Source organism: Mesorhizobium sp. CA16, from assembly GCF_020165175.1.
Lineage (GTDB): Bacteria > Pseudomonadota > Alphaproteobacteria > Rhizobiales > Rhizobiaceae > Mesorhizobium.
In genome coordinates, this window is sequence record NZ_JAIUHP010000001.1 from 352,751 (window position 1) to 373,334 (window position 20,584).

Below are 20,584 nucleotides of genomic sequence, written 5' to 3' on the forward strand. Positions count from 1 at the left end.
TCAACCTCTCAGCGTCAGCGCGCCGGGCAGGATCTCGAACGTCGCCGGAATTCGGCCTGGCGACTCGCCGTCTATGTCGACCAGCGCGCCGTTCTTCTCGGCATCGCCGAGCGGCTCGACCAGCACCTTGCGGCCACGCAGGATGGTGATTGCCGGATGGTTGCGGTGGCGCCCGCCGTAGAGCAGGCGGAGGTCGCGGATCAGCCCAAGCTTGCCGGCGGCCCGCAGGATGATGATATCGAACTGGCCGTCGGCGAGCTCGGCGTCCGGCGCGATCATCATGCCGCCGCCGAAGAATTTGCCGTTTGCCACCGCGACCAGCGCCATGCGCGCCTCGACCGGCTCGCCGTCGTCGATGGTGATCCTGACATCCTGGAAGCGGTAGCGGATGAACTCCAGCACGGTGCGCCAGAAGAACAGCGCCTTGGCCGAGACCCTGCCCTTGCGCTTGTCGGCATTGACGGCGCGATCCGTCGCGCCGGACAGGCCGAGGCTGGCAATGTTGATGAAGTGGCGGCTGGCCAGCGCGCCGTGGTCGTCGATGTAGCAGATGCGGCCGGCGTCGATTTTTCGCGCATTGGAATCGGCGATCCGCTTCAGCGCGGCATCGATGCCGCGCGGCAAGTCGAGCCCGCGCGCGAAGTCGATGCCGGTACCACAGGGCAGAAGGCCAAGCGCGGCTTCCTGGCCGGTCTCATCTTGTGCCTGCAGCAACCCGTCGGCCACCTCGCTTGCGGTGCCGTCGCCGCCTGCCGCGATCACCAGGTCGCACCCGCCGGCGGCGAGATCGATCGCCAGCCGCTCTGCGTCGCCGTTGGCCTGAGTTTCCCGCAAGTGGAAATCGCCGAAATTCCTGTTGAGCGATGCCGCGGCCTCCGCCCAATGCCGCTTGAGCCTGCCGCCGCCGGCAATCGGATTGAGAACCACCCCGACTTTCAAGTCGACCTCCCCCGAGGCAAGTCGCGCAACTAGCACCCAAAGTCTTTTGCCGACATTGAAACGCGGACCGGGCGCCGGAGCAAGGCTCCAACATCGAACGGATACAGAAAAGCGGGGCAGGCCGTCTAAGCGGTTCGGCCAGCGGATTCCGCGGCTTTTGCCACTGGTCCCCGATAATCCCGCTATTCACAGGCGCGCCGGCATTCCCGAAACCCCTTACCCGGCGTACATTCAACCCATCTCAGGCGGCTACCGAACGCCCAGCCGAAAGGCAAAAGCGCAAGGCGGATTTCCTGAGGCCCGTACGGCCCAGAACGAGAGCAGGCTCGCCTGTTTGAGGGACGGATGCCGAGACCTACGGGTGCCGCGGAAAGCGTGCCAACGCCGACGGCGGACCGATGCTGCCATGAAGGCCGGTAAAAACCTTCGATGGCACGCTGGGCGAAGCCTGCAAGGGTGGAGATCGGCGTGGTCTGGAACGGGAGCTGCCCTTCGGGCGGCGACTGGCAGGACCGTCAAAATCAAGGCTGGCCTGGCGCGACGACCTTACGGAAGTTGCTGCCTTGACTGGTTCCTGATCTGACAGGGAGGCGCTGGGAGAAATCCCAGCGCCGACTGTCTTTTTGGCCCGCCTCACAGGCTACCGCGCCTCCCGGGGCGTCCGCTGCTGATGCTTTCCGGCCACAGTCGCCGGCCAAGCAACCTTCCGTAACGCATCGACACGCACAATCCACAATCGCGGCCAAATCCCGCCTTGTTCCGCGGTGATTGATCGGTTTGGGAATATTTAAAGGGACAAGACCGTGATCAAGACCGCCCTTGTCGCCATGACCATTGTCGGCTGCGACTGCGACGCCAAGCTCTGCGAATATATCGGCGAGACGCCGGCCAAGTGGACGACGCTCGCCGACTGCGAAGCGGCGATGAAGAGCCAGATGCTGCACCAGCGCAATTTCGACTATCCGCTTGTTTCAGGCATTTGCCGCGTCAAGGGCTCGGCCTCTTCCTCCGAGCTTGCCGAGAAAGCTTCCAGGCCGGATCTGAAACCCAGGAACCGCGTCGTCGAAACCATCGCCCCGCTGCCGCCCGAGCTCGACCATCGCCCGAGCGCTCCGGTCGGCGGAACGGTGACCGCCAGCGAAACGGAATCGGCAAAGCCCGTGGCCTTCGACGGGTCGGTCGATGGCGGCCGCGCCGTGCTTTACCGCACCAAGGCCGGCTATGCCGTGGTCAAGACCGACCTCAGCCGCGCTGCCGGCGCAACGGTGGACGCGGCGAAGCGCTCGGCAAGCTGGCTGGCCGGATTGACCGGGCTGTAAGCCTGCCCAAGGTTCGGGTCGGCCCGAGCAGCCATTCCCTTATCATTGCCCGATGACAATGGCGTAGGGCCGCTTCGCAACCGCAGACCGGATTGATCAAGCCGACACATTGCCCGAAGATAACGCACAGGATATTGGCCTTCACCCGGGGGTGTCATGACAATTGCCGTTCGTATCGCGTTATCCCTGCTGCTGGCGCTCGCTCCCTTGCATGCCAGGGCGGAAGGCGACGACAAGGCCATGGTGATCGCATCCGACGACGCCGAGATGGCGGCGGCGGTCGAGAAGGCGCGATCCAGCCTGGATGAATTCCTGAACCTGTCCGACGCTCCGCCGCCGGGAACCGACAGGTTCAAGCTGAAGGTGATGATCGTCGACGGCAAGGCGACGGAGCATTTCTGGGTCATTCCCTTCAAGCGGACGGCCAACGGCTTCGCCGGCATATTGGCGAACGAGCCGGAAATCGTCCGCAACGTCGTCCTTGGCCAGAACATCGAATTCACCAGGGACGACATCTCCGACTGGGGCTACACCAGGAACGGCCGCCAGGTCGGCAGCTTCACCGTCTGCGTGATGCTCAAGAAGATGTCGAAGAAAGAGGCCGAGTACATGCGCGCCCAATACGGCTTCGATTGCTGAGGTCTATCGCCCACCTCCCGCCATGGGAAAAATCGCCACCAGTCGGGCCGCGACCCGCTGCTTGAGCACTCCATCCAGAACTTCGATCGGCAGCAGCCGCTCATGGTTGCCTGCCCGCAGCCGCACGAAGAAATGCATCCAGTAGGCAGCGATCCTACCCCGCGTGGCCGGACCGGCGCTGACATCGACGACGAATATCGAGCCGATGCGTGCCGGCCATGGCAGTCTGGCGAGCGCAGTGCCGAGGAAATCGCCAAGGCCGTAGGCGATCACGCTGTCGCCGATACGCTCGATGGGCTGCACGACATGCGCGTGATGCCCCGCGATCAGCCGGACGCCGCGATCCGCCAGCCGTCTCGCCAGCGCCCGCGTCGCAGGTCGTGGAAAATGCCGGAACTCCCAGTCCCAGTGCGGCACGGCGCAGATGAGATCGATGCCGGATGCAGCGTCGCTCGGCCATTCGGCGGCATGCGTCGAGATGCGTTCTTCGAACCGCGCGGCATCCGTGTTGCGCCACAGCGTGAAAGCCGCAAAGCCGATCGTCAGCGATCCGGCCGCATGACTCTGGACAGGCCCGCCGGCAACTGTGCCGATGGTCCGGATCCCGAGCCGGTTCAGCGCAGCGAGCGTTTCGTCGAAACCGGCGATGCCCTGATCGAGCACGTGGTTGTTGGCCAGGGACAGAACGAGCCTGTCGCGCGCGATGCCGGCGGCTGCGAGCGCATCGGCCAGGAAATGCTCGCTCATCGCATGATGCGTGCCGAGCCGCGTGCCTATGACCGCGCGTGCTCGTTCGACGATCGGACTTTCGCAATTGCCGATCACGAGGTCGGCGGATGAAAGCAGCGTCGTGATTGCCGGATCGCAATCCGGCGCATCGCGATTGGCGACTGCCGAAATATCGCCGACGAACGCCAGCCGCACCTTCCGTGCGGGTTGCGGATCGAGCAACGTCGCCGCGGGCGCCGCGAAGCCGCTTCTGTCGCCGGCAAGCGACGGTCTCAGCAGGCGCGGCAGCCATGACAGTTTATAGGCAAGCGGATAGTTCGACACGGGCCCATCCAGTTTCGCCCTGTGTAGACTGTCTGCCCTGCGTGTTGAAGCCAGGCGCCGTTCCGAAAGCGGGCTCGCAGATCGGCACGGGCCGGAGGACGCCTTGAGCCAAATGCGTGTATGCTTCCAACATGACGCAGTGGAGGGCGAAGATGATGCGTAGAACGATCCTTGCAGCAGCCTTGCTTGCATTCCTGCCGGCGTCCGTTGCCTGGGCGGAGATGCCGGACGCGGCCAAGTCCATGTTCGAGGCCAAGAGCGTGAGCGACCGGAACACGGCGCTGTCGGCGTTGGAGGCGGCAGCGGCCAAGGACCCGGCCTCGGCCTATGCGGCCGGCGCCGGCGAATTCTTCACCGCGCTTGAGCTCCTCGCCGGCGGACTGCATCGCCACGGTTTCGAGAGCCCGAAATCCTTCATGCTGCCGCTGATGCGGTTGCCCGTGCCCGACAATCCCAACCCGCAGCCGCTGACCTACGAAGAATTCCGCGCCATCCTGGTCGCCTTCCGTGACCGGCTCGAGAAATCCGCCGCCACGCTCGGCTCCGTGCCAAAAGATGCCGATATCGGCATGGTGGTCGATCTCACCCGCGCCGGCATCGACCTCAACGAAGATGGCAAGCTCGCGCCCGACGAAAGCATCGCCGCCATCATGGCGTCGCTGTCGCGCGGCAGCATCGACACCAGCAATACCGCGCCTTCGCTCACCTTCCGCTTCGACCGCGCCGACGGTTTTTGGCTGCAAGGTTATGCCGAGTTCCTGATGGCGCAGGCTGATTTCTGGCTGGCGCATGATTTCCGCAATGCCTTCGACGGCTCGTTCCACATGCTGTTCCCGCGCGCGAAACTGCCACTGCAGGATACGCTCGTGCCACTGGACGGCGGCATGAGCGGCAACATTTTCGCCTCGGAATGGCGCTTCGCCGACTTCATCTCGCTGGTGCATCTCGTCAACTGGCCGGTGGTCGAGCCGGAACGCCGGCAGGCCGCGCGACGCCACCTGCTGGAGATGATCCGGCTGTCGCGCGAGGACTGGAAATCGATCCTGGCCGAGACCGACAACGATCGCGAATGGCTGCCGGGACCCCAACAAAAAGGCGTCAATCCGCTGACCGGCCTCGAGGTCGGCGAGGAACAGGTGCAGGCCTGGCTCGCCACGTTGACCGTGGCCGAGGATCTTCTCGAAGGCCGCGCGCTGCTTCCGCACTTCCGCATCACCGGCAAGGGCATCAACATGAAGCGCTTCTTCGACGAGCCGAAACCTTTTGACCTGGTCCTTTCGATCACCGGTCCCGGCATCGCGCCCTATCTCGAAAGCGGCAAGATCCTCACCAGCGACGATTTCGACCAGATCCAGCGCCAGTTCAGCGGCGCCGGTTTCTTGACGTTTGCGCTGTGGTTCAATTGAGGCCCGCGGTCTTAGGTTCCTCGCCCCCATGAAATGGGGGAGAGGTGGCTCGGCGAAGCCGAGACGGAGAGGGGGCGCCGGTCCCGCGCGGCGAAAGCGCTTTGAAGAGAAGGGCTTCCGCCTTACGAAACCCCCTCTCCGTCCGCTTCGCGGACACCTCTCCCCCGCCTCTGGCGGGGGCGAGGAAACCGAACCTTCGAGGTCGACGCCGTCCCCCTGGCTATCGTCAGAAAATTGCGCCCTGATAAAGCACCGCTTCCGCCTCTTCCGGCGCGAAGCGCCGCGCCAGCGTGCGGAAGGCGCTGTGGACGCCGTCGCGGTCCAGGTTGCAGCTTCTGAGGTGGCGGACGGCCAGCGTCGGATCGAATTCGGTGCGTCCGTGCAAGACCCGCTGATTGTCGAAGACCAGCACCTCGCCGGGCTGCAGCTGATGCCGGAACTGGTTCGCCGGATCGCAGATCAGCCGCGTCAGCTCGGCAAGCGCCTCGATCAGCCCGTCGATCTCATCGACAGCGCCCGTCTGCGGCGCCAGGCAGCGATCGTTGAAGCGTATGCCGGTGACGGCGCCGCTCGCGTCGAGGCTGATGACATGCGCCTCGGCGCTGAAGAACACGTCGCCGGCATGCTCGCGATGGAATGTCACGCCATGCCGCGCGAGTAGGGCGAACAGATCCGGCGTATCGCGCCGCATCCGTTCAGCAATTTGAAAACCGTCGACCATCAGCGATGTGCCGCCGCTGCCGGCGCCGGTCCTGATGGCATGGAAGAAGATGAAGCCCGGCGGCGAATAGCGGAACGGCTCGTCCGTGTGCGGAATTTGCGCGCGCGCCGTTTCCCCGGCCACCCGGGCGTCGGGCCGTGAGATGAGATCGAAAACCTTGCCGTAGCTGGTCTCGCGCACCGGACCGTAGCGGCCGGCGACGCGCAGCGTCGCCTCCGGCTCGGCCGGGACGCCGGTCAGCATGGCGATACCATGGTCGCGCAAGGCGCGCAGCGACTGGAAAAGCGCCGCGTCCCCCTCCACCACGGCGTCGAAGGCGAAGCGCCCAAGCCGCGCGCCGAGATCGCCATTCCACAGTTCCGGCTGAAAGCGTGGCGCGCCGAAATCGCCGCCCCGTCCGGCATGGGCCGCCAGAAAGCCCGCCGCGAAGCGCGAGACGTGGCCGTCCTGCCAGACCACGTCCATCTTCCCATCCGTCGAGATTTCGATCGAGGCCGCGCGAATACCGGCCGGAACATCAGCAGGCGTCAGCCAGCGCTTTCCGGAAGCGGTGTCGCCGCATATCCCGCATTCGCAGGCAAGCCGCAGCCAGCGCATCGACAGCCGGCCGGCGCTGCCGTCGTCGAATTCCATGGCGATGTGCGGTCCTTCGTTGCGCATCGATCGCAAGGAGCGCGTTGCGAGTGCCTGGCCGGCGGGGACGGACTGCGTTTGCATATCAAGCATGGCGACGGCTTTCCTGGATTGAGTTGTCTTCAACAACGGTAGGGCGCTCGCGGCTTTTCTTGCAAACGAGTTTGTTTTCGCAAGTTTTGAGGTATTCTCAATCCATGACGCTTCTTCGCGACCTCCCGCTGTCGGCCCTGCGTGCGCTTGCAGCCGCCGCGCGCACCGGCAGTCTGACGCGCGCCGCCGACGAGCTCGGCGTCACGCCGGGCGCCGTCGGCCATCAGTTGCGGCAGCTGGAGGACCGGCTTGGCGTCAAGCTGGTCAGGCGCGAGGGCAACGGCATCGCGCTCACACGCATTGCCGAGGCGGCGCTGCCAGACATCGACCGCGGCTTCGACGCGCTGGCCTCCGGATTGCGGCGGCTGCGGTTCGAGCGCCGCGCCGATACGTTCACCATCGCGGCCGATCCGTCCTTCGCCTCGCTTTGGCTGGCGCCGCGCCTTGGCAATGTCCGCGCGGCTCTCGGCAGACTGGACGTGCGCATTGTGGTGTCGATCGCGTTGGATGCGATGCTGGAGGAAAGCGTCGATCTTGCCATCAGCTACCGGAACAGCACGGCAAGAGATCTCGCATCGGCCGATCTTTTCACCGAAAGGGTGGTTCCGGCCTGTGCCCCGGCGCTGATCCGCAACCGCGCAGATCAAGACAGCGCCGAAGTGCTCGACCGCCTGCCCCTCCTCCACATCGACCAGACCATGGGCGACGACGTCTACCCCACATGGGCAAACTGGTTCGCCGCCGCCGGCCGCCAACGCAAGAACATCGACCACGGACCGCGATTCCCCTTGACCGTGCTGGCCGCGCATGCCGCGATTTCCGGCATGGGCGCGCTGCTTGCCAGCGAACTGGTACTGAGGGAGCATTTCCGCTCCGGCCAACTCGTCGAGATCGCCCGCGTTATTCCCGCGCTGACCATCAAGCGCCGTCTGGTCTGGCCGGTGGATGGACCGAAGGCCCGCCGCGCCGCCGTTGTCGCCGCGGCGCTTGCCGCAATCGCAGACGCTCCCCAGTCCATCGGGTCATGATCCCTCTCCTGACAGCCTTCTGTCAGCAGCGTCCAAGCGCGGCCGGAGCCCTTTCACTCGGCTCTTTCCATTTCGGCCGAGTCCACCCATATTCGGGCCATGGCCAGACATCCTGACAAGAAGACGCCTTCGCAAGACGGCGCGCCGAAGCGGCGCAGCCCGCTGACCGAATTCCTCGATGCCGCCGAGCCGCTGGAGCCCGGCGGTTTCGCGGAAGCGCCGCAGGCCGGCTTTGCCGGCGCGCCGCTGACCGGCTCGATCTCCGATTGGGCCGGGCAGATCGAGCGTGAAGCTGAAAAGCAGCCGAAGGCAAAAGCGCCGAAGAAGATACCCGAGCGCTCGTCGGCGCCCGGCCGCACCGCGCGCGGCACCTCGATGGGCGGCGCTGCCTCGGCGAAGGAGCGCGCGGCCGCTGGCCTCAACCCTGTGGCCGGCCTCGACATCAGCCTGGAGGATGCCGAGTCGGTTTCGTCCGGCGGCGTCACCGCGACGGTCGCGGCGCTGTCGGCGCTGATCGAATCCGGCAATCCGCTGCACAAGGACGGCCAGCTGTGGACACCGCACCGTCCGGCCCGCCCGGAAAAGTCTGAGGGCGGCATCGCCATCAAGATGGTCTCGGATTTCGAGCCCGCCGGCGATCAGCCGACAGCCATCAAGGACCTCGTCGAAGGCGTCGAGCGGAACGACCGCACCCAGGTGCTGCTCGGCGTCACCGGCTCGGGCAAGACCTTCACCATGGCCAAGGTGATCGAGGAGACGCAGCGTCCGGCTTTGATCCTGGCGCCGAACAAGACGCTTGCCGCGCAGCTCTATGCCGAGTTCAAGAAATTCTTCCCCGAGAACGCGGTCGAGTATTTCGTCTCCTACTACGACTATTACCAGCCGGAGGCCTACGTCCCGCGCACCGACACCTATATCGAGAAGGAATCCTCGATCAACGAGCAGATCGACCGCATGCGCCATTCGGCGACGCGCTCGCTGCTCGAGCGCGACGACGTCATCATCGTCGCCTCCGTGTCCTGCATCTACGGTATCGGCTCGGTCGAGACCTATACGGCGATGACCTTCCAGATGCAGGTCGGCGACCGGCTCGACCAGCGCTCGCTTCTCGCCGACCTCGTCGCCCAGCAATACAAGCGCCAGGACATCAACTTCGTGCGCGGCTCGTTTCGCGTGCGCGGCGACACCATCGAGATCTTTCCCGCCCACCTGGAAGACCGCGCCTGGCGCATCTCGATGTTCGGCGACGAGATCGAGCAGATCACCGAGTTCGATCCGCTCACCGGGCAGAAGACCGGCGAGCTGAAGAGCGTCAAGATCTACGCCAACTCACATTATGTGACGCCGCGCCCGACCTTGAACCAAGCCATCAAGTCGATCAAGGAGGAGCTCAAGCATCGCCTGCAAGAGCTTGAAAAGGCTGGCCGTTTGCTGGAGGCGCAGCGGCTGGAACAGCACACGCGCTTCGATCTGGAGATGCTGGAGGCGACCGGCTCCTGCGCCGGCATCGAGAACTATTCGCGTTACCTCACCGGACGCCAGCCGGGCGATCCGCCGCCGACCTTGTTCGAATATGTGCCCGACAACGCGCTGATCTTCATCGACGAAAGCCACGTCACCGTGCCGCAGATCGGCGGCATGTATCGCGGCGACTTCCGCCGCAAGGCGACGCTGGCCGAGTACGGTTTCCGCCTGCCGTCCTGCATGGACAACCGGCCGCTTCGCTTCGAGGAATGGGACGCCATGCGCCCGCTGTCGGTGGCGGTTTCGGCGACGCCGGGCGGTTGGGAAATGGAGCAGTCCGGCGGCGTCTTCGCCGAGCAGGTCATCCGCCCGACCGGCCTGATCGATCCGCCGGTCGAGGTGCGTCCGGCCAAGAGCCAGGTCGACGACGTCGTCGGCGAGATCCGCGACACAACCCGGGCCGGCTATCGCACGCTGGTCACCGTGCTGACCAAGCGCATGGCCGAGGACCTCACCGAATATTTGCACGAGAACGGCATTCGCGTCCGCTACATGCATTCCGACATCGACACGCTGGAGCGCATCGAGATCCTGCGCGATTTGCGCCTCGGCGCCTTCGACGTGCTGGTTGGCATCAACCTGCTGCGCGAGGGCCTCGACATTCCCGAATGCGGCTTCGTCGCCATTCTCGATGCCGACAAGGAAGGTTTCCTGCGTTCCGAAACCTCGCTGATCCAAACCATCGGCCGCGCCGCCCGCAACGTCGACGGCAAGGTCATCCTCTACGCCGACCAGATCACCGGCTCGATGGAACGGGCGATGGCCGAGACCAACCGTCGCCGCGAGAAGCAGATGGAGTGGAACGCCGCCAACGGCATCACGCCGGAATCGGTCAAGTCGCGTATCGCCGATATCCTCGACTCGGTCTACGAGAAGGACCATGTCCGCGCCGACATCTCGCAGTTCACAGACGATGCCGGGGCGATGATCGGCAACAATCTGAAGACGCACCTCGAGGCGCTGGACAAGCAGATGCGCGACGCCGCCGCCAATCTCGACTTCGAGAAGGCCGCCCGCGTCCGCGACGAGATCAAGCGGCTGCGCGAGATGGAACTCGCCATCTCCGACGACCCGCTGGCGCGCGAGGTGGAAGGACAGAGTCCCGCATCGGGCCGCGAAAAGGGCAGGCACAACAAGGGCGTGGCCAAGCATCGCACGGTCGAGGAGCAGGAGCGCTTCCGCAAGCTCGATGAGGCACGCGCCGCCGAGGAGGCGGCAAAGGCTGCCCGGCCCAACCTCTTCCGCAAGCCGCATCTGGACGAGATGGGCGCCGACGGCGCCGTGCCGGTGAAGAAGCAGCTCTTCGCCAAGCCGTCGATCGACGACATGGGGCCTGGCACCGACATGACGACCCCGGCGGGCGCGGTGTCGCGTTCGCTGTTCAAGAAGCAGAGCGCGCACGAAGCGCACGGTTCCGATTTCGGCATTCCCGGCGAGCCGACAAAGCCCCTGTTCAGGAAGAACTCGCTCGACGAGATGACCGTGCGCCGCACCGAAAAGCCGGTCGAGGGAACGAAGCCGGCGAAGCCGCAGCCAATCTCCCCCCTTGTTATGTCCGGCAGGACAGAGGGGGGCGCGAAGGATCGCGACGATTCCGGCAAGCCGATCGTCCGCCAGCGAGCCGGCATCGGCTCCTACGAGGACCCTGGCGACGAGCGGCGTCAAAAACGCCGGCCGGGCAAGACCGGACGGCCGGGGCAGTAGCATCTTTTCCTTCTCCCGAAGGCGACGGATGAGGGGTGCTCCAGCTTGGCGACACCGTTTGTCCAGCGAAGAGGTCGCGGCCGTCTCACTCCGCTGGAATACCCGTCATCCGTCTCGGCGCTGCGCGCCGATCCACCTTCTCCCGCAAGGGGAGAAGGGAAGTGCGGACCACTTGCCTCCGCCCCTCCCCCGGTGTACCCAATTCCCAACTCGAACATCTGGAAAGGAGGGCTGCGTGAACTACTGCCACCACCGTCAGCGCGGCCCTGTCTTTGCCCTGCGAGCTTGCTTGCAGGGCTGACCGGACGGTCCGGGTTCTTCCCGTTTCGATTTTTGGTCTGCCCTTCGTGGTGCCGCTAAGCTGATCCGTTGATCAGCCGCGCACCGTCAAAGTGTATTGGACAGACCAGAGAAATCGACATGGCCCTGATCAGCCTCAAATCCCTCGGCGTCACCATGAGTGCGCCGCTCTTCTCCAACCTCGACCTCATCATCGGCTCCGGCGACCGGCTCGGCATCGTCGCGGCCAATGGCCGTGGCAAGTCCACACTTCTCAAATGCCTGACCGGCGCGTTCGAACCCACCACCGGCGACATCACCCGGTCGCGCGGCCTGCGCGTCGGCCATGTCGAGCAATCCGTTCCCGACTCGCTGCTCGGTCGCAGCTTCCATGACGTCGTCGCCGATGCCTTGCCGCCCGAACAGCGCGACAGCGAGTTCTGGCGCGTCGACGTCGTGCTGGATTCGCTCGAGGTGCCGGAAGACATGCGCGGCCGGCCGATGCGCGCGCTGAGCGGCGGCTGGCAGCGTCTGGCGCTGATCGCCCGCGTCTGGGTCACCGATCCCGACGTGCTTCTGCTCGACGAGCCGACCAATCATCTCGACCTCGCCAGGATCAGCCAGCTGGAAACATGGCTCAATGCGCTGCCACGCGATGTGCCGGTCATTATCGCCAGCCACGACCGCGCCTTCCTCGACGCGACCACCAACCGTACCCTGTTCCTGCGCCCGGAAGAATCGCCGGTGTTCGCCCTGCCCTATTCGCGCGCCAGGCAGGCGCTCGACGAGCTCGATGCCTCGACGGCGCGCAAGTTCGAGCGCGACATGAAGATCGCCCAGCAGTTGCGCAAGCAGGCCGCCAAGTTGAACAATATCGGCATCAATTCCGGCAGCGACCTTTTGACGGTGAAGACCAGGCAGCTCAAGGAACGTGCCGAGAAGCTGGAGGATGCCGCCATACAAGCGCATCGCGAGCGTTCGGCCGGCGCGATCAAGCTGGCGAACCGCGGCACCCACGCCAAGGTGCTGATCACGCTGGAGGACGCGGCGGTCGAAACCCCTGACGGCACGCTGCTGTTCAGGACCGGCAAGCGCCACATCTGCCAGGACGACCGCATCGTGCTGCTCGGCCGCAACGGCGTCGGCAAGACGCGCTTCATCGCGATGATCCGCGGCGCCGTCGCCGACCCGGGATCGGTCGCGAACGTCAAGGTGACGCCGTCGACCGTGCTCGGTTACAGCGATCAGGCGCTGTCGGGCATCGATGGCGGCGACACGCCGCTGGCGATGGTCTCGCGCCGCTTCGAGGTCGGCGAGCAGCGCGCCCGCTCGTTGCTCGCCGGCGCCGGCGTCGCGATCGAGATGCAGGAGAGGAAGATCGGCGCTCTGTCCGGCGGACAGAGATCGAGGCTGATGATGCTGGTGCTCAGGCTCATCCATCCCAATTTCTATCTGCTCGACGAGCCGACCAACCATCTCGACATCGACGGCCAGGAAGCATTGGAGGACGAATTGTTGAAGCATCAGGCGAGCTGCCTGCTTGCCTCGCATGATCGCTCCTTCATCCGCGCCGTCGGCAACCGCTTCTGGCTGATCGACAGGCAGCGGCTGACCGAGGTCGACGACCCGGAGGCGTTCTTCCGCTCGGTCGCCGAGATGCCGAACTGAGGCGATACCTCTGTTGGGCCGGCACTGCCGGTCCAACAGGCGTTGCTGCCGGCCTGGCGATACTTTTCCACCTGCTAAAAAAAGCGCATGCTGAACTGCTTAGCCATGGAGGGAATGGGCCATGCGTGCAGTGGAAATCGTCAGCAATCTTTATCAGGCCTACGCGGACCGCGACATCGAAGGCGCCTTGTCTCGGTGCGCTGAAGATGTCGTGTTCCGCTGGATTGCCGATCCCCGGCAATCGCGTCATGCCGGCACCGCGCACGGCAAGCAGGAATTCCTCGCCAGGCTCCTGGCGCTCGATGACGACTTCGAGTACCGGCATTTTGTCCCCGTCGAGCTCATCGACGGCGGCGACAAGGTGGCCGCGCAAGTCGAGATCCACATGACGCGCCGCGCCACCGGCGAGGAGCTCATCATGCGCACCGCCAATTTCTGGACGGTCCGCGACGGGGAGATCACCGAGATGGTGGAATATTACGACACCGCGCTGGCCGCGTCGGTGCTCTGAAAAAAAATCGAGGGCGACCTGTCGGATCGCCGATTGCCGCCTCGTCCTTGGGATGCCGACACGATGATGCCGGCATCAACCAGGGAGAGACATCATGTCGGTACTGTCATCCATCGGCCGTCTTGCCAACCGCTACGTCCAGGCGCGCGCCCGTCATCGCAGCGAGCGCATCCTGCTGTCGCTGCCGGCCGAGCTGCGCAAGGACATCGGCTTTCCGGAGATTTTCGAAACGCGCGAAAGCCGCCGCGCCGCCACCTTCTCGGCGAAGGTCATATAAGTCGCTTTCGATGCGATCGTTTTGCAGCCGCGCTTGTCGCCCGAGCTGTTTGGGCCAGCTACTCAAAAAAATAATTCGCGGGCCATGTAGGATCGCCGCCGCTTCATCCGTCCTGGGGTCGCAAAACCGTATCAACCCGTGAAGAGGAACACGAGAATGAACGACCAGACCCCGCCCCGCGCCAAGGTCCTTGGCGGATTGACTCCCTACCTGCAGGTCGACGGCGCTATCAAGGCCGCCGAGTTCTACAAGAAGGCTTTCGGCGCGGAGGAAGTGTTCGCCTATCCGCCTGACGACAAGGGCCGCACCATGCACATCCATCTCTACGTCAACGGCTCGACGCTGATGCTGGGCGATGCCTATCCCGAGCACGGTCATCCGCACCAGGCGGCGCAAGGCTATACGCTGCAGCTGCATCTCGGCAGCGACGACATCGATGCCTGGTGGAAGCGCGCGGTGGATGCCGGCTGCGAGATCGTCACCCCGCTGCAGGTGATGTTCTGGGGCGACCGCTGGGGCCAGGTAAAAGACCCCTTCGGCGTCGCCTGGGCGATGAATGCGCCGGTGAAGTGAGCCCGCCCACCTCTCCCCTGTGAGAGGTCGGATTGCCCCGATTTGCCCTTCGCGAATCGGCTGGCAATCCGGGTGAGGGGTAAGCGGCGCCGAGCTGGCGCACCGCTCATCCGTCTCGGCGCTGCGCGCCGATCCACCTCCTCCCACAGGGGGACAAAGAGACGTCACAAAGAGGAGTTCAGCATGTCCTATGTCGATGGTTTCGTGCTTGCCGTGCCGAAGGCAAATCTCGATGCGTACAAGAAGATGGCCGAGAACGCCGGCGCCGTCTGGATGGAGCACGGCGCGCTCGCCTATGTCGAATGCGTCGGCGACGACGTCCCCTATGGCGAGCTGACCTCGTTCCCGCGCGCCGTGCAGGCGAAGGACGACGAGGTCGTCATCTTCTCCTGGGTCGTCTACGAGTCCAGGCAGAGCCGCGACGCGGTCATGGCCAAGGTGATGGCCGATGAGCGTCTCAAGATGGACTGGTCCGCCATGCCGTTCGACGGCAAGCGCATGATCTTCGGCGGCTTCCAGCCATTCATCCAGCTTTGAGGAGCGACGGAACGCCAGTGTCGGCTGATCGCAATCCGTTGCGATTGGCCGAGACGCTCGTCAGGTCGTCATCCACGGGCGGAGCAAGGAGCGAAGCGACGCGGCGCGGACCCGAGGATCCATTCCGTTACCTATGAGCTTTGCAGCGATGCAAAACGACCTCTGTTCTGCGCCGCCTTTAACCTTCGCGCGAGGTCACGGAATGGATCCTCAGGTCTACGCGTCCGCTTCGCTCCCGCTCCGCCCGAGGATGACGAAGTTCGGGCGCTTCGGCCAATCGCTGACGCGTGCGCTAGTTCAGCCGATCAAGCAGCGGCTTCAGCCGCTCCCCATACCTCTTCCACAGATCGACCGAGCCCTGATACATCGGCTGGCGCACCTGCGCGGCGGAAGCGGTGCGCACCGGCCGGTCCGTCTCGTGGAAGGACAGCACCTTGTCGTCCCAGGGCAGGCCGAGATACGCCATCAGCGCCCGCGACTGCCCTTCCTGGTCGGCGACGAAATCCTCATAGCGCACATCATGCACGACGCCTGGCAGCACCTTGTGCCAATGCGCCATGATGTCGGTGTAGAGGTTATGGAAATCGGCGAGCTCGCCGAGGTCGTAGCCGTAGCGGTGGCTGTCGCCGCGGAAATGCACCTTGAAGATCGACAGGCACGTGGCCGCCGCATCGCGCGCGCAATGGACGATCTTGGCCTTCGGCAGCATCATGTGCAGGAAGCCGACCAGCAGGAAGTTGCCCGGCATCTTGTCGGTGACATGGCGGTAGCCCGGATAGCGGGTATGCAGCATGTCGAGATAGGCCTGGCCGGCCTCGACGAAGGCCTTGTCGGGCATATCGGCGATACCAGCGGGGAAGCCGCCCGGCATGCTCATCGGAAACTGCTTGCCGACGGCCGTCTTCAGGATGTTCAACTCGCCCGCGCCAAAGACCGTCGGGTGGCTGGCGATGATCTGCTCGACCAGCGTGGTGCCGGAGCGCGGCATGCCGACGACGAAAATCGGCGTGTCGTCGGAAATGCCGCTTGGCCTGCGCTTCTCGAAGAAGGCTGTGTCGAAGGCCGCCTTCATCGCCTCGAATTCGCCGCGCGTGCGCGCGGGATCGTAGTCGATCGCCTTGCGGCGGATGGCATTGCCCTCGGCGAAATAGTCGAAGGCGCGACCGTAATCCTTGAGGTCGTCATTGACCTTGCCCAGGCCGAAGGAGAGCTGCATGCGCGCGAGGCTGCCTTGCGGCGCCTTGGCGTGCTCGGCCTCCATGCCGGAAAGCTCCTTGTCGCGCTCGGTCTGGCGCTTGACCTGCGAGAGCAGCAGCCAGGCTTTCGACATGTTCGGGGCGATCGCCAATGCCTGGCGGGCGAAATCGGCCGCCTCGCCGAGCTTGCCCTTCTCCATCATCGCGACGCCAAGCCCGTAGAGAAGCTCGGCGTCCTTCGGCCGGATCGACAGCGCCTCGCTAAACAGCTTGATCGCCTCATCCAGCCGCCCGGCCTCCTGCATCGTCTCGGCAAGGCCGATGCGCGCACGGACATGGAACGGATTGCGGCCGATGGTGCCTCGATAGATCTCCTCGGCCGCGTCGAATTGGCCGAGCTGCTTCAGCGACGAGCCGAGATTGTCGCGCGCGGCCAGCTGGTCCGGCCGGATATCCACGGCCCCGCGGAAGAAATCGACCGCGGCGGCGACGCGCCCGAGGTCGCGCATGACCGTGCCCATATTGTTGAGGAAATCGGCATTTTCGGGCTGCAGCGTCACCGACTGCTCGATGAGCTCGAGCCCTTCCTCGCTCCTGCCGGTCTGGTGCAGCAGCAATCCGAGGAAGTGCAGCGCCGCGGCATGGTTCGGCTGCTGCCCCAGGACCTGCCGGTAGAGCGCCTCAGCCTCCTGGCGGCGTCCCGCCTGATGCAGTTGCAGCGCCTTTTGCACATACGGGTCGAGCGGGCTCGCCGAGCCACCTGGCCTGCCGCCGGCGTTTGCCGCTCTTCTTTGATCTCGGTTAATGGGAAACCTGCCGTGTTTGTTGGTCCGCCGGACCTAAGCCATGCGGGCAAGAGATTCAAGACAAACGTCAGCGCGCCTCGCGGTGTCTATCTTGCGAATGGACACCGCGGTCTGCTCAGCACGGGCCGTCGCCGACGATGCGATAGTCCGCCGCGCGCGCTTCGCACGCGTTCGGGAAGGTTCGCACTTGCCCGTGGCGCCTGGCGCAGACCGGCGCGTATTCGCGCGTGCAGAAGGCTTGTTCGCCACCACCGCCGCCGCCGTCGCGGCAAGCACCCTCTCGCATGATGCGGTAGCCTTCTCTTTCGGCCAGGCAGGCATTGGCAAAAGTCTGCCGGTCGCCGCCGCGCCGGGCGCAGACCGGCTGGTATTGCATGGTGCAGAGCTGCGGATGCGGCCCGGGCGGGCGCGGCCCATCGTCGACGACGACGGTGCAGGCTGCCAGCAGCGCCGACAGCGTGAAAACGACAACGCCCTGCCATGACACCGCAAGAAGCCGCATATACCCCTCCTCCATCCCGACGCGTGATGCCGGCTCGCGGTATCCTCGCATCCCGCGCGTTAAACGCAACCATCGTTTGTGGAGCCACGGAACGGTCGTCGCCGCCCACATTCTGGCCCATGCTTGGCCCGCCTCTGGCCGATGACCGGTGATAGGGCCGGGTCTATCGAGGCCCAGCGTTGGACGCGCCGCTGGCCGCCCGCGAGCGTCGTCTTGCAACCATCACGTTTCCGTGTAATAAAAATCATGTTCGGGCATTTGCGACCCGGAGAGCGGAACGTTTTGGACGACCTTTCCCCGATAAGTGTGAATCTCTGACAACCCCGTTTTTCGGCGGGGGGTTTGACCATGCGCGAATGCATGACCGCCGAAGCAACCACCGGGATTTGCCCAAGGCGCGAGGCAGCGGGCAAACCACCAAGACTGACACGGGTGAAGGAGTTTTCCCCAATGGCCCAGACCGGTACTGTAAAGTTCTTCAATGCCACCAAAGGCTTCGGCTTTATCACGCCGGATGGTGGCGCCAAGGACGTGTTCGTCCACATTTCCGCGATCGAGGCCTCTGGCCTGCGCACGCTGGTCGACGGCCAGAAGGTCACCTTCGACGTCGAGCCGGACCGCATGGGCAAGGGCCCGAAGGCGGTCAACCTGCGCGCCGCCTGATCCGCCGAAACAGCCTATCGTTGCGGATGCAATGGTGCGGCAGGATCATGAACCGGCTTCAGGACAGGCTTGAATTTGCGAAGGCGCGACCGAAAAGGTTGCGCCTTTTTTGCGCGCAAATGCTTGGATCGGCAGGCGAAAACTTTCTCTTGCCGATAGCGCTAAAATAAAGGACAAATTTCCTCTCGGGCAGTTTGCCGGCCCGAGACTTGACTTGATGGGATCAAAGGAGTTTCCCATGCCGCAGACCGGCACCGTCAAATTCTTCAACCATGCCAAGGGCTTCGGCTTCATCACGCCCGATGATGGCGCGAAGGATGTCTTCGTCCACATCTCGGCTGTGCAGGCGTCGGGCCTTCCCGGTCTTGAGGATGGGCAGAAAGTGACATTCGACACCGAGCCGGACAAGCGCGGCAAGGGTCCGAAGGCCGTCAATCTGTCGGTCGGCTAAGCCGGCTCGCGACGGATCCGACGGAAGCTTTTCAGGCGGGACCGCTCCCGCCCCGGAACGGATTGTGCCTAGGTCCGGAAAGGTCGCCGGCTTCGAAAATCGCCAAGCCTCGCAAACCGCCGAGGCTCGAAAAATCCCCAGGCCTCGAAAAATCGTTTACGCCGATTTCTGTTCAGCCTCCGTTCAGCCACGGTCTTCTATTAACCTTTGCTAAAGCCGGTCCGTATCCCCCGAAAAACGCGCGGGTCGGCGCTAAGGAGACCGAAAATGAACCGTTTTCTCAGGACCGCCATCCTCAGTGTTGGCATTGCCGCGACCACCTTGGCCACCTTCTCGGCGGCCAATGCGGACGACTGGCGCTGGCACCATCATCGTCATCATGGCGGTGACGCCCTCGCCGCCGGCGTTGTCGGCCTCGCGGCCGGCGCTCTGATCGGCAGCGCGCTCAGCAACCCCGGGCCGCGCTATTACGAACCGGCCTATGGTGACGATTATTATGTCTACCGGCCGGTGCGCCGCTACTATGTTCAGCAGCCGCGCGTCGTCTATGCCGACCGCTACGCCGAGCCGTGGACCCGCGGCTGGTACGAGTATTGCTCGGACCGCTACCGCAGCTTCAATTCGCGGACCGGCACTTTCACCGGCAGTGACGGCGCTCAGCATTTCTGCGTCGCCAATTAAGAAAACCCAGGTTCCCTACCTTAAAAAGCGCCGCCCTTGGGCGGCGCTTTTTTGAATACCTCGCCAACGATGGCTATGCCGAGATTCAGGTCAGGCCGAGCCGAGAGCGATGGGTTCCGAGAACCGGAGCGGAGCGTACTTACAGTACGTGAGCACCGGAAGCGCAGGAAACTGACGCTCGCAGGCCGGCATCACCTGAATATCGGCATAGCCTAGGTCAGAAACGGATTGGTCCGCCGTTCGTCGCCAAGGCGGCTACCCGGGCCATGGCCGCAGATGAAACCTATGTCGTCGCCTAGCGGCAGAAGCTTGTCCTTGATTGAGGCGATCAGCGCTGCGTGGTCGCCGCCGGGCAGGTCGGTGCGCCCGATCGAGCCGCGGAACAGCACGTCGCCGACATGCGCGAATTTGGCCGCCCGGTTGTAGTAGACGACATGGCCCGGCGCATGTCCCGGGCAATGCAGCACTTCGAACACATGGTTGCCGAACGACACCGTTTCGCCTTCGGTGAGAAAACGGTCCGGCACGCAATTGCGCACCGGATCGGTGAGGCCGAAACGTTTGGCCTGGTTCTCGAGATTGGTAAGCAGCGGCTTGTCGGCCTCATGTGGGCCGATAATGTCGATGCCCAGCGCGTCCTTCAGGTCCATCGCGCCGCCGGCATGGTCGATATGACCGTGCGTGATCCAAATTGCGCCGGCGGTGATGGCATTGTCCTTCAGCGCCGACAGTATCTGGTCGACATCGCCGCCGGGATCGACCACGACGCCCGACCTGTCGTCCATGTCGAAGAGAATGGTGCAGTTCTGCTGGAAGGGCGTGACCGGCACGATACCGGCATTGAGCTGACCCATGGCATTCCTTTTCCTTCGAAGTGTCGCCCTGATGTAGACAGCCCGGCGAACCTCGTCCACCATTGTCCGAACTTCGGGAGGAAATGCGCGGCCGAGGCCGCTGGCCATGTTTCCAAAGGAATGGGCGGCCGAGGCCGCCCATGGCAAAGTCCGAAAGACCGGACCTATTTCTTCATCGCATTCATGACCGCGCCGACGATGCCGGTCAGTATCGCGCCACCGCCAACGCCGCCGAGGAGGTTCTTCAGGTCGAGCGCGCTGCCGATGCCGCCCGCCGCCGCTGCCGCGTCAACGCCGCCGCCGCCGAGCAGGCTGCCGAGAATGGCCGCGCCGCCGACGCCGCCGATCGCACCGCTGAGGATTTTGGTAAGTTGGCCCATCGCCGCCTGCTTGAACGCCGCGCCAACCGCCTGGCCACCGATAACGCCGGCAATTACCTGTACAACGATCTGAATAATCGTGTTGCTGTCCATGTAGCTAGTCCCTCCATAGCCGCCAGCCTCCTCGGGCCGACGCCATCATGAGAC

General features: G+C 64.4%; 20 protein-coding genes. 13 read left to right on the top strand and 7 right to left on the bottom strand.

Translation table 11 applies throughout. The features are described 5' to 3' along the window. The gene (locus LB525_RS01745) at positions 1-939 is read right to left on the bottom strand and encodes a diacylglycerol/lipid kinase family protein (RefSeq protein ID WP_224543156.1); all 939 of its coding nucleotides are present in this window, start codon (positions 937-939) and stop codon (positions 1-3) included. 803 nt (positions 940-1,742) lie between these two features. Between LB525_RS01745 and LB525_RS01750 the strand changes: the two genes are divergently transcribed. Beyond that, a complete protein-coding gene (locus LB525_RS01750) occupies positions 1,743-2,258 on the top strand; it encodes a hypothetical protein (RefSeq protein WP_224543157.1) in 516 nt (171 codons plus the stop codon). 156 nt (positions 2,259-2,414) lie between these two features. Further along, positions 2,415-2,897, top strand: a complete 483-nt coding sequence (locus LB525_RS01755) for a YegJ family protein (protein WP_224543158.1) — start codon at positions 2,415-2,417, stop codon at positions 2,895-2,897. A 3-nt stretch (positions 2,898-2,900) separates the two neighbouring features. On the opposite strand, the gene LB525_RS01760 is transcribed toward LB525_RS01755, so the two are convergent. Next, entirely contained in the window at positions 2,901-3,950 is a 1,050-nt protein-coding gene (locus LB525_RS01760) for a CapA family protein (RefSeq protein ID WP_224543159.1), read from the bottom strand. A gap of 155 nt (positions 3,951-4,105) precedes the next feature. Between LB525_RS01760 and LB525_RS01765 the strand changes: the two genes are divergently transcribed. Next, positions 4,106-5,356, top strand: a complete 1,251-nt coding sequence (locus LB525_RS01765; protein ID WP_224543523.1) for a hypothetical protein — start codon at positions 4,106-4,108, stop codon at positions 5,354-5,356. A gap of 226 nt (positions 5,357-5,582) precedes the next feature. Here LB525_RS01765 and LB525_RS01770 read toward each other — a convergent pair whose 3' ends face one another. Continuing rightward, the gene (locus tag LB525_RS01770; RefSeq protein WP_224543160.1) at positions 5,583-6,803 is read right to left on the bottom strand and encodes a clavaminate synthase family protein; all 1,221 of its coding nucleotides are present in this window, start codon (positions 6,801-6,803) and stop codon (positions 5,583-5,585) included. Between the two features lie 104 nt (positions 6,804-6,907). Here LB525_RS01770 and LB525_RS01775 point away from each other — a divergent pair, with 104 nt between their 5' ends. The 7 genes from LB525_RS01775 (at position 6,908) to LB525_RS01805 (ending at position 14,904) form a co-directional block, all read left to right on the top strand. After that, on the top strand, positions 6,908-7,831 hold the full coding sequence (locus tag LB525_RS01775; protein ID WP_224543161.1) for a LysR substrate-binding domain-containing protein: 924 nt from the start codon (positions 6,908-6,910) through the stop codon (positions 7,829-7,831). Positions 7,832-7,930: 99 nt separating this feature from the next. After that, a complete protein-coding gene (gene uvrB / locus LB525_RS01780; protein ID WP_318012383.1) occupies positions 7,931-11,059 on the top strand; it encodes an excinuclease ABC subunit UvrB in 3,129 nt (1,042 codons plus the stop codon). A gap of 420 nt (positions 11,060-11,479) precedes the next feature. After that, a complete protein-coding gene (locus LB525_RS01785) occupies positions 11,480-13,006 on the top strand; it encodes an ABC-F family ATP-binding cassette domain-containing protein (protein ID WP_224543162.1) in 1,527 nt (508 codons plus the stop codon). 121 nt (positions 13,007-13,127) lie between these two features. Next, positions 13,128-13,517 (top strand): nuclear transport factor 2 family protein, encoded by a 390-nt coding sequence (locus LB525_RS01790; protein WP_224543163.1) that lies wholly within the window; start codon positions 13,128-13,130, stop codon positions 13,515-13,517. Between the two features lie 94 nt (positions 13,518-13,611). Beyond that, positions 13,612-13,794 (top strand): hypothetical protein, encoded by a 183-nt coding sequence (locus tag LB525_RS01795; RefSeq protein WP_095766547.1) that lies wholly within the window; start codon positions 13,612-13,614, stop codon positions 13,792-13,794. Positions 13,795-13,950: 156 nt separating this feature from the next. Next, on the top strand, positions 13,951-14,367 hold the full coding sequence (locus tag LB525_RS01800; protein ID WP_071034680.1) for a VOC family protein: 417 nt from the start codon (positions 13,951-13,953) through the stop codon (positions 14,365-14,367). 183 nt (positions 14,368-14,550) lie between these two features. After that, positions 14,551-14,904, top strand: coding sequence for a DUF1428 domain-containing protein (locus LB525_RS01805; protein WP_095766545.1), 354 nt, complete (start codon positions 14,551-14,553; stop codon positions 14,902-14,904). 292 nt (positions 14,905-15,196) lie between these two features. On the opposite strand, the gene LB525_RS01810 is transcribed toward LB525_RS01805, so the two are convergent. Beyond that, positions 15,197-16,831 (bottom strand): tetratricopeptide repeat-containing sulfotransferase family protein, encoded by a 1,635-nt coding sequence (locus LB525_RS01810; RefSeq protein WP_224543164.1) that lies wholly within the window; start codon positions 16,829-16,831, stop codon positions 15,197-15,199. 190 nt (positions 16,832-17,021) lie between these two features. Beyond that, on the bottom strand, positions 17,022-17,408 hold the full coding sequence (locus LB525_RS01815; protein WP_224531204.1) for a Kazal-type serine protease inhibitor domain-containing protein: 387 nt from the start codon (positions 17,406-17,408) through the stop codon (positions 17,022-17,024). A 450-nt stretch (positions 17,409-17,858) separates the two neighbouring features. On the opposite strand from LB525_RS01815, the gene LB525_RS01820 reads away from it, so the two are divergent. The 3 genes from LB525_RS01820 to LB525_RS01830 all read left to right on the top strand — a co-directional run bounded on the left by LB525_RS01820 (position 17,859) and on the right by LB525_RS01830 (position 19,203). Next, the gene (locus LB525_RS01820; RefSeq protein WP_006202520.1) at positions 17,859-18,071 is read left to right on the top strand and encodes a cold-shock protein; all 213 of its coding nucleotides are present in this window, start codon (positions 17,859-17,861) and stop codon (positions 18,069-18,071) included. Between the two features lie 238 nt (positions 18,072-18,309). Further along, positions 18,310-18,522, top strand: coding sequence for a cold-shock protein (locus LB525_RS01825; protein ID WP_008877668.1), 213 nt, complete (start codon positions 18,310-18,312; stop codon positions 18,520-18,522). Between the two features lie 267 nt (positions 18,523-18,789). Then, positions 18,790-19,203: a BA14K family protein gene (locus tag LB525_RS01830; protein ID WP_095766542.1), complete on the top strand. Its 414-nt coding sequence runs from the start codon at positions 18,790-18,792 to the stop codon at positions 19,201-19,203. 212 nt (positions 19,204-19,415) lie between these two features. Here LB525_RS01830 and LB525_RS01835 read toward each other — a convergent pair whose 3' ends face one another. Together LB525_RS01835 and LB525_RS01840 are read right to left on the bottom strand one after the other, a co-directional pair. Beyond that, positions 19,416-20,057, bottom strand: coding sequence for an MBL fold metallo-hydrolase (locus LB525_RS01835; protein WP_224531202.1), 642 nt, complete (start codon positions 20,055-20,057; stop codon positions 19,416-19,418). A 164-nt stretch (positions 20,058-20,221) separates the two neighbouring features. Continuing rightward, positions 20,222-20,530, bottom strand: coding sequence for a hypothetical protein (locus LB525_RS01840; protein ID WP_095766540.1), 309 nt, complete (start codon positions 20,528-20,530; stop codon positions 20,222-20,224). Between the last annotated feature and the right edge of the window lie 54 nt (positions 20,531-20,584).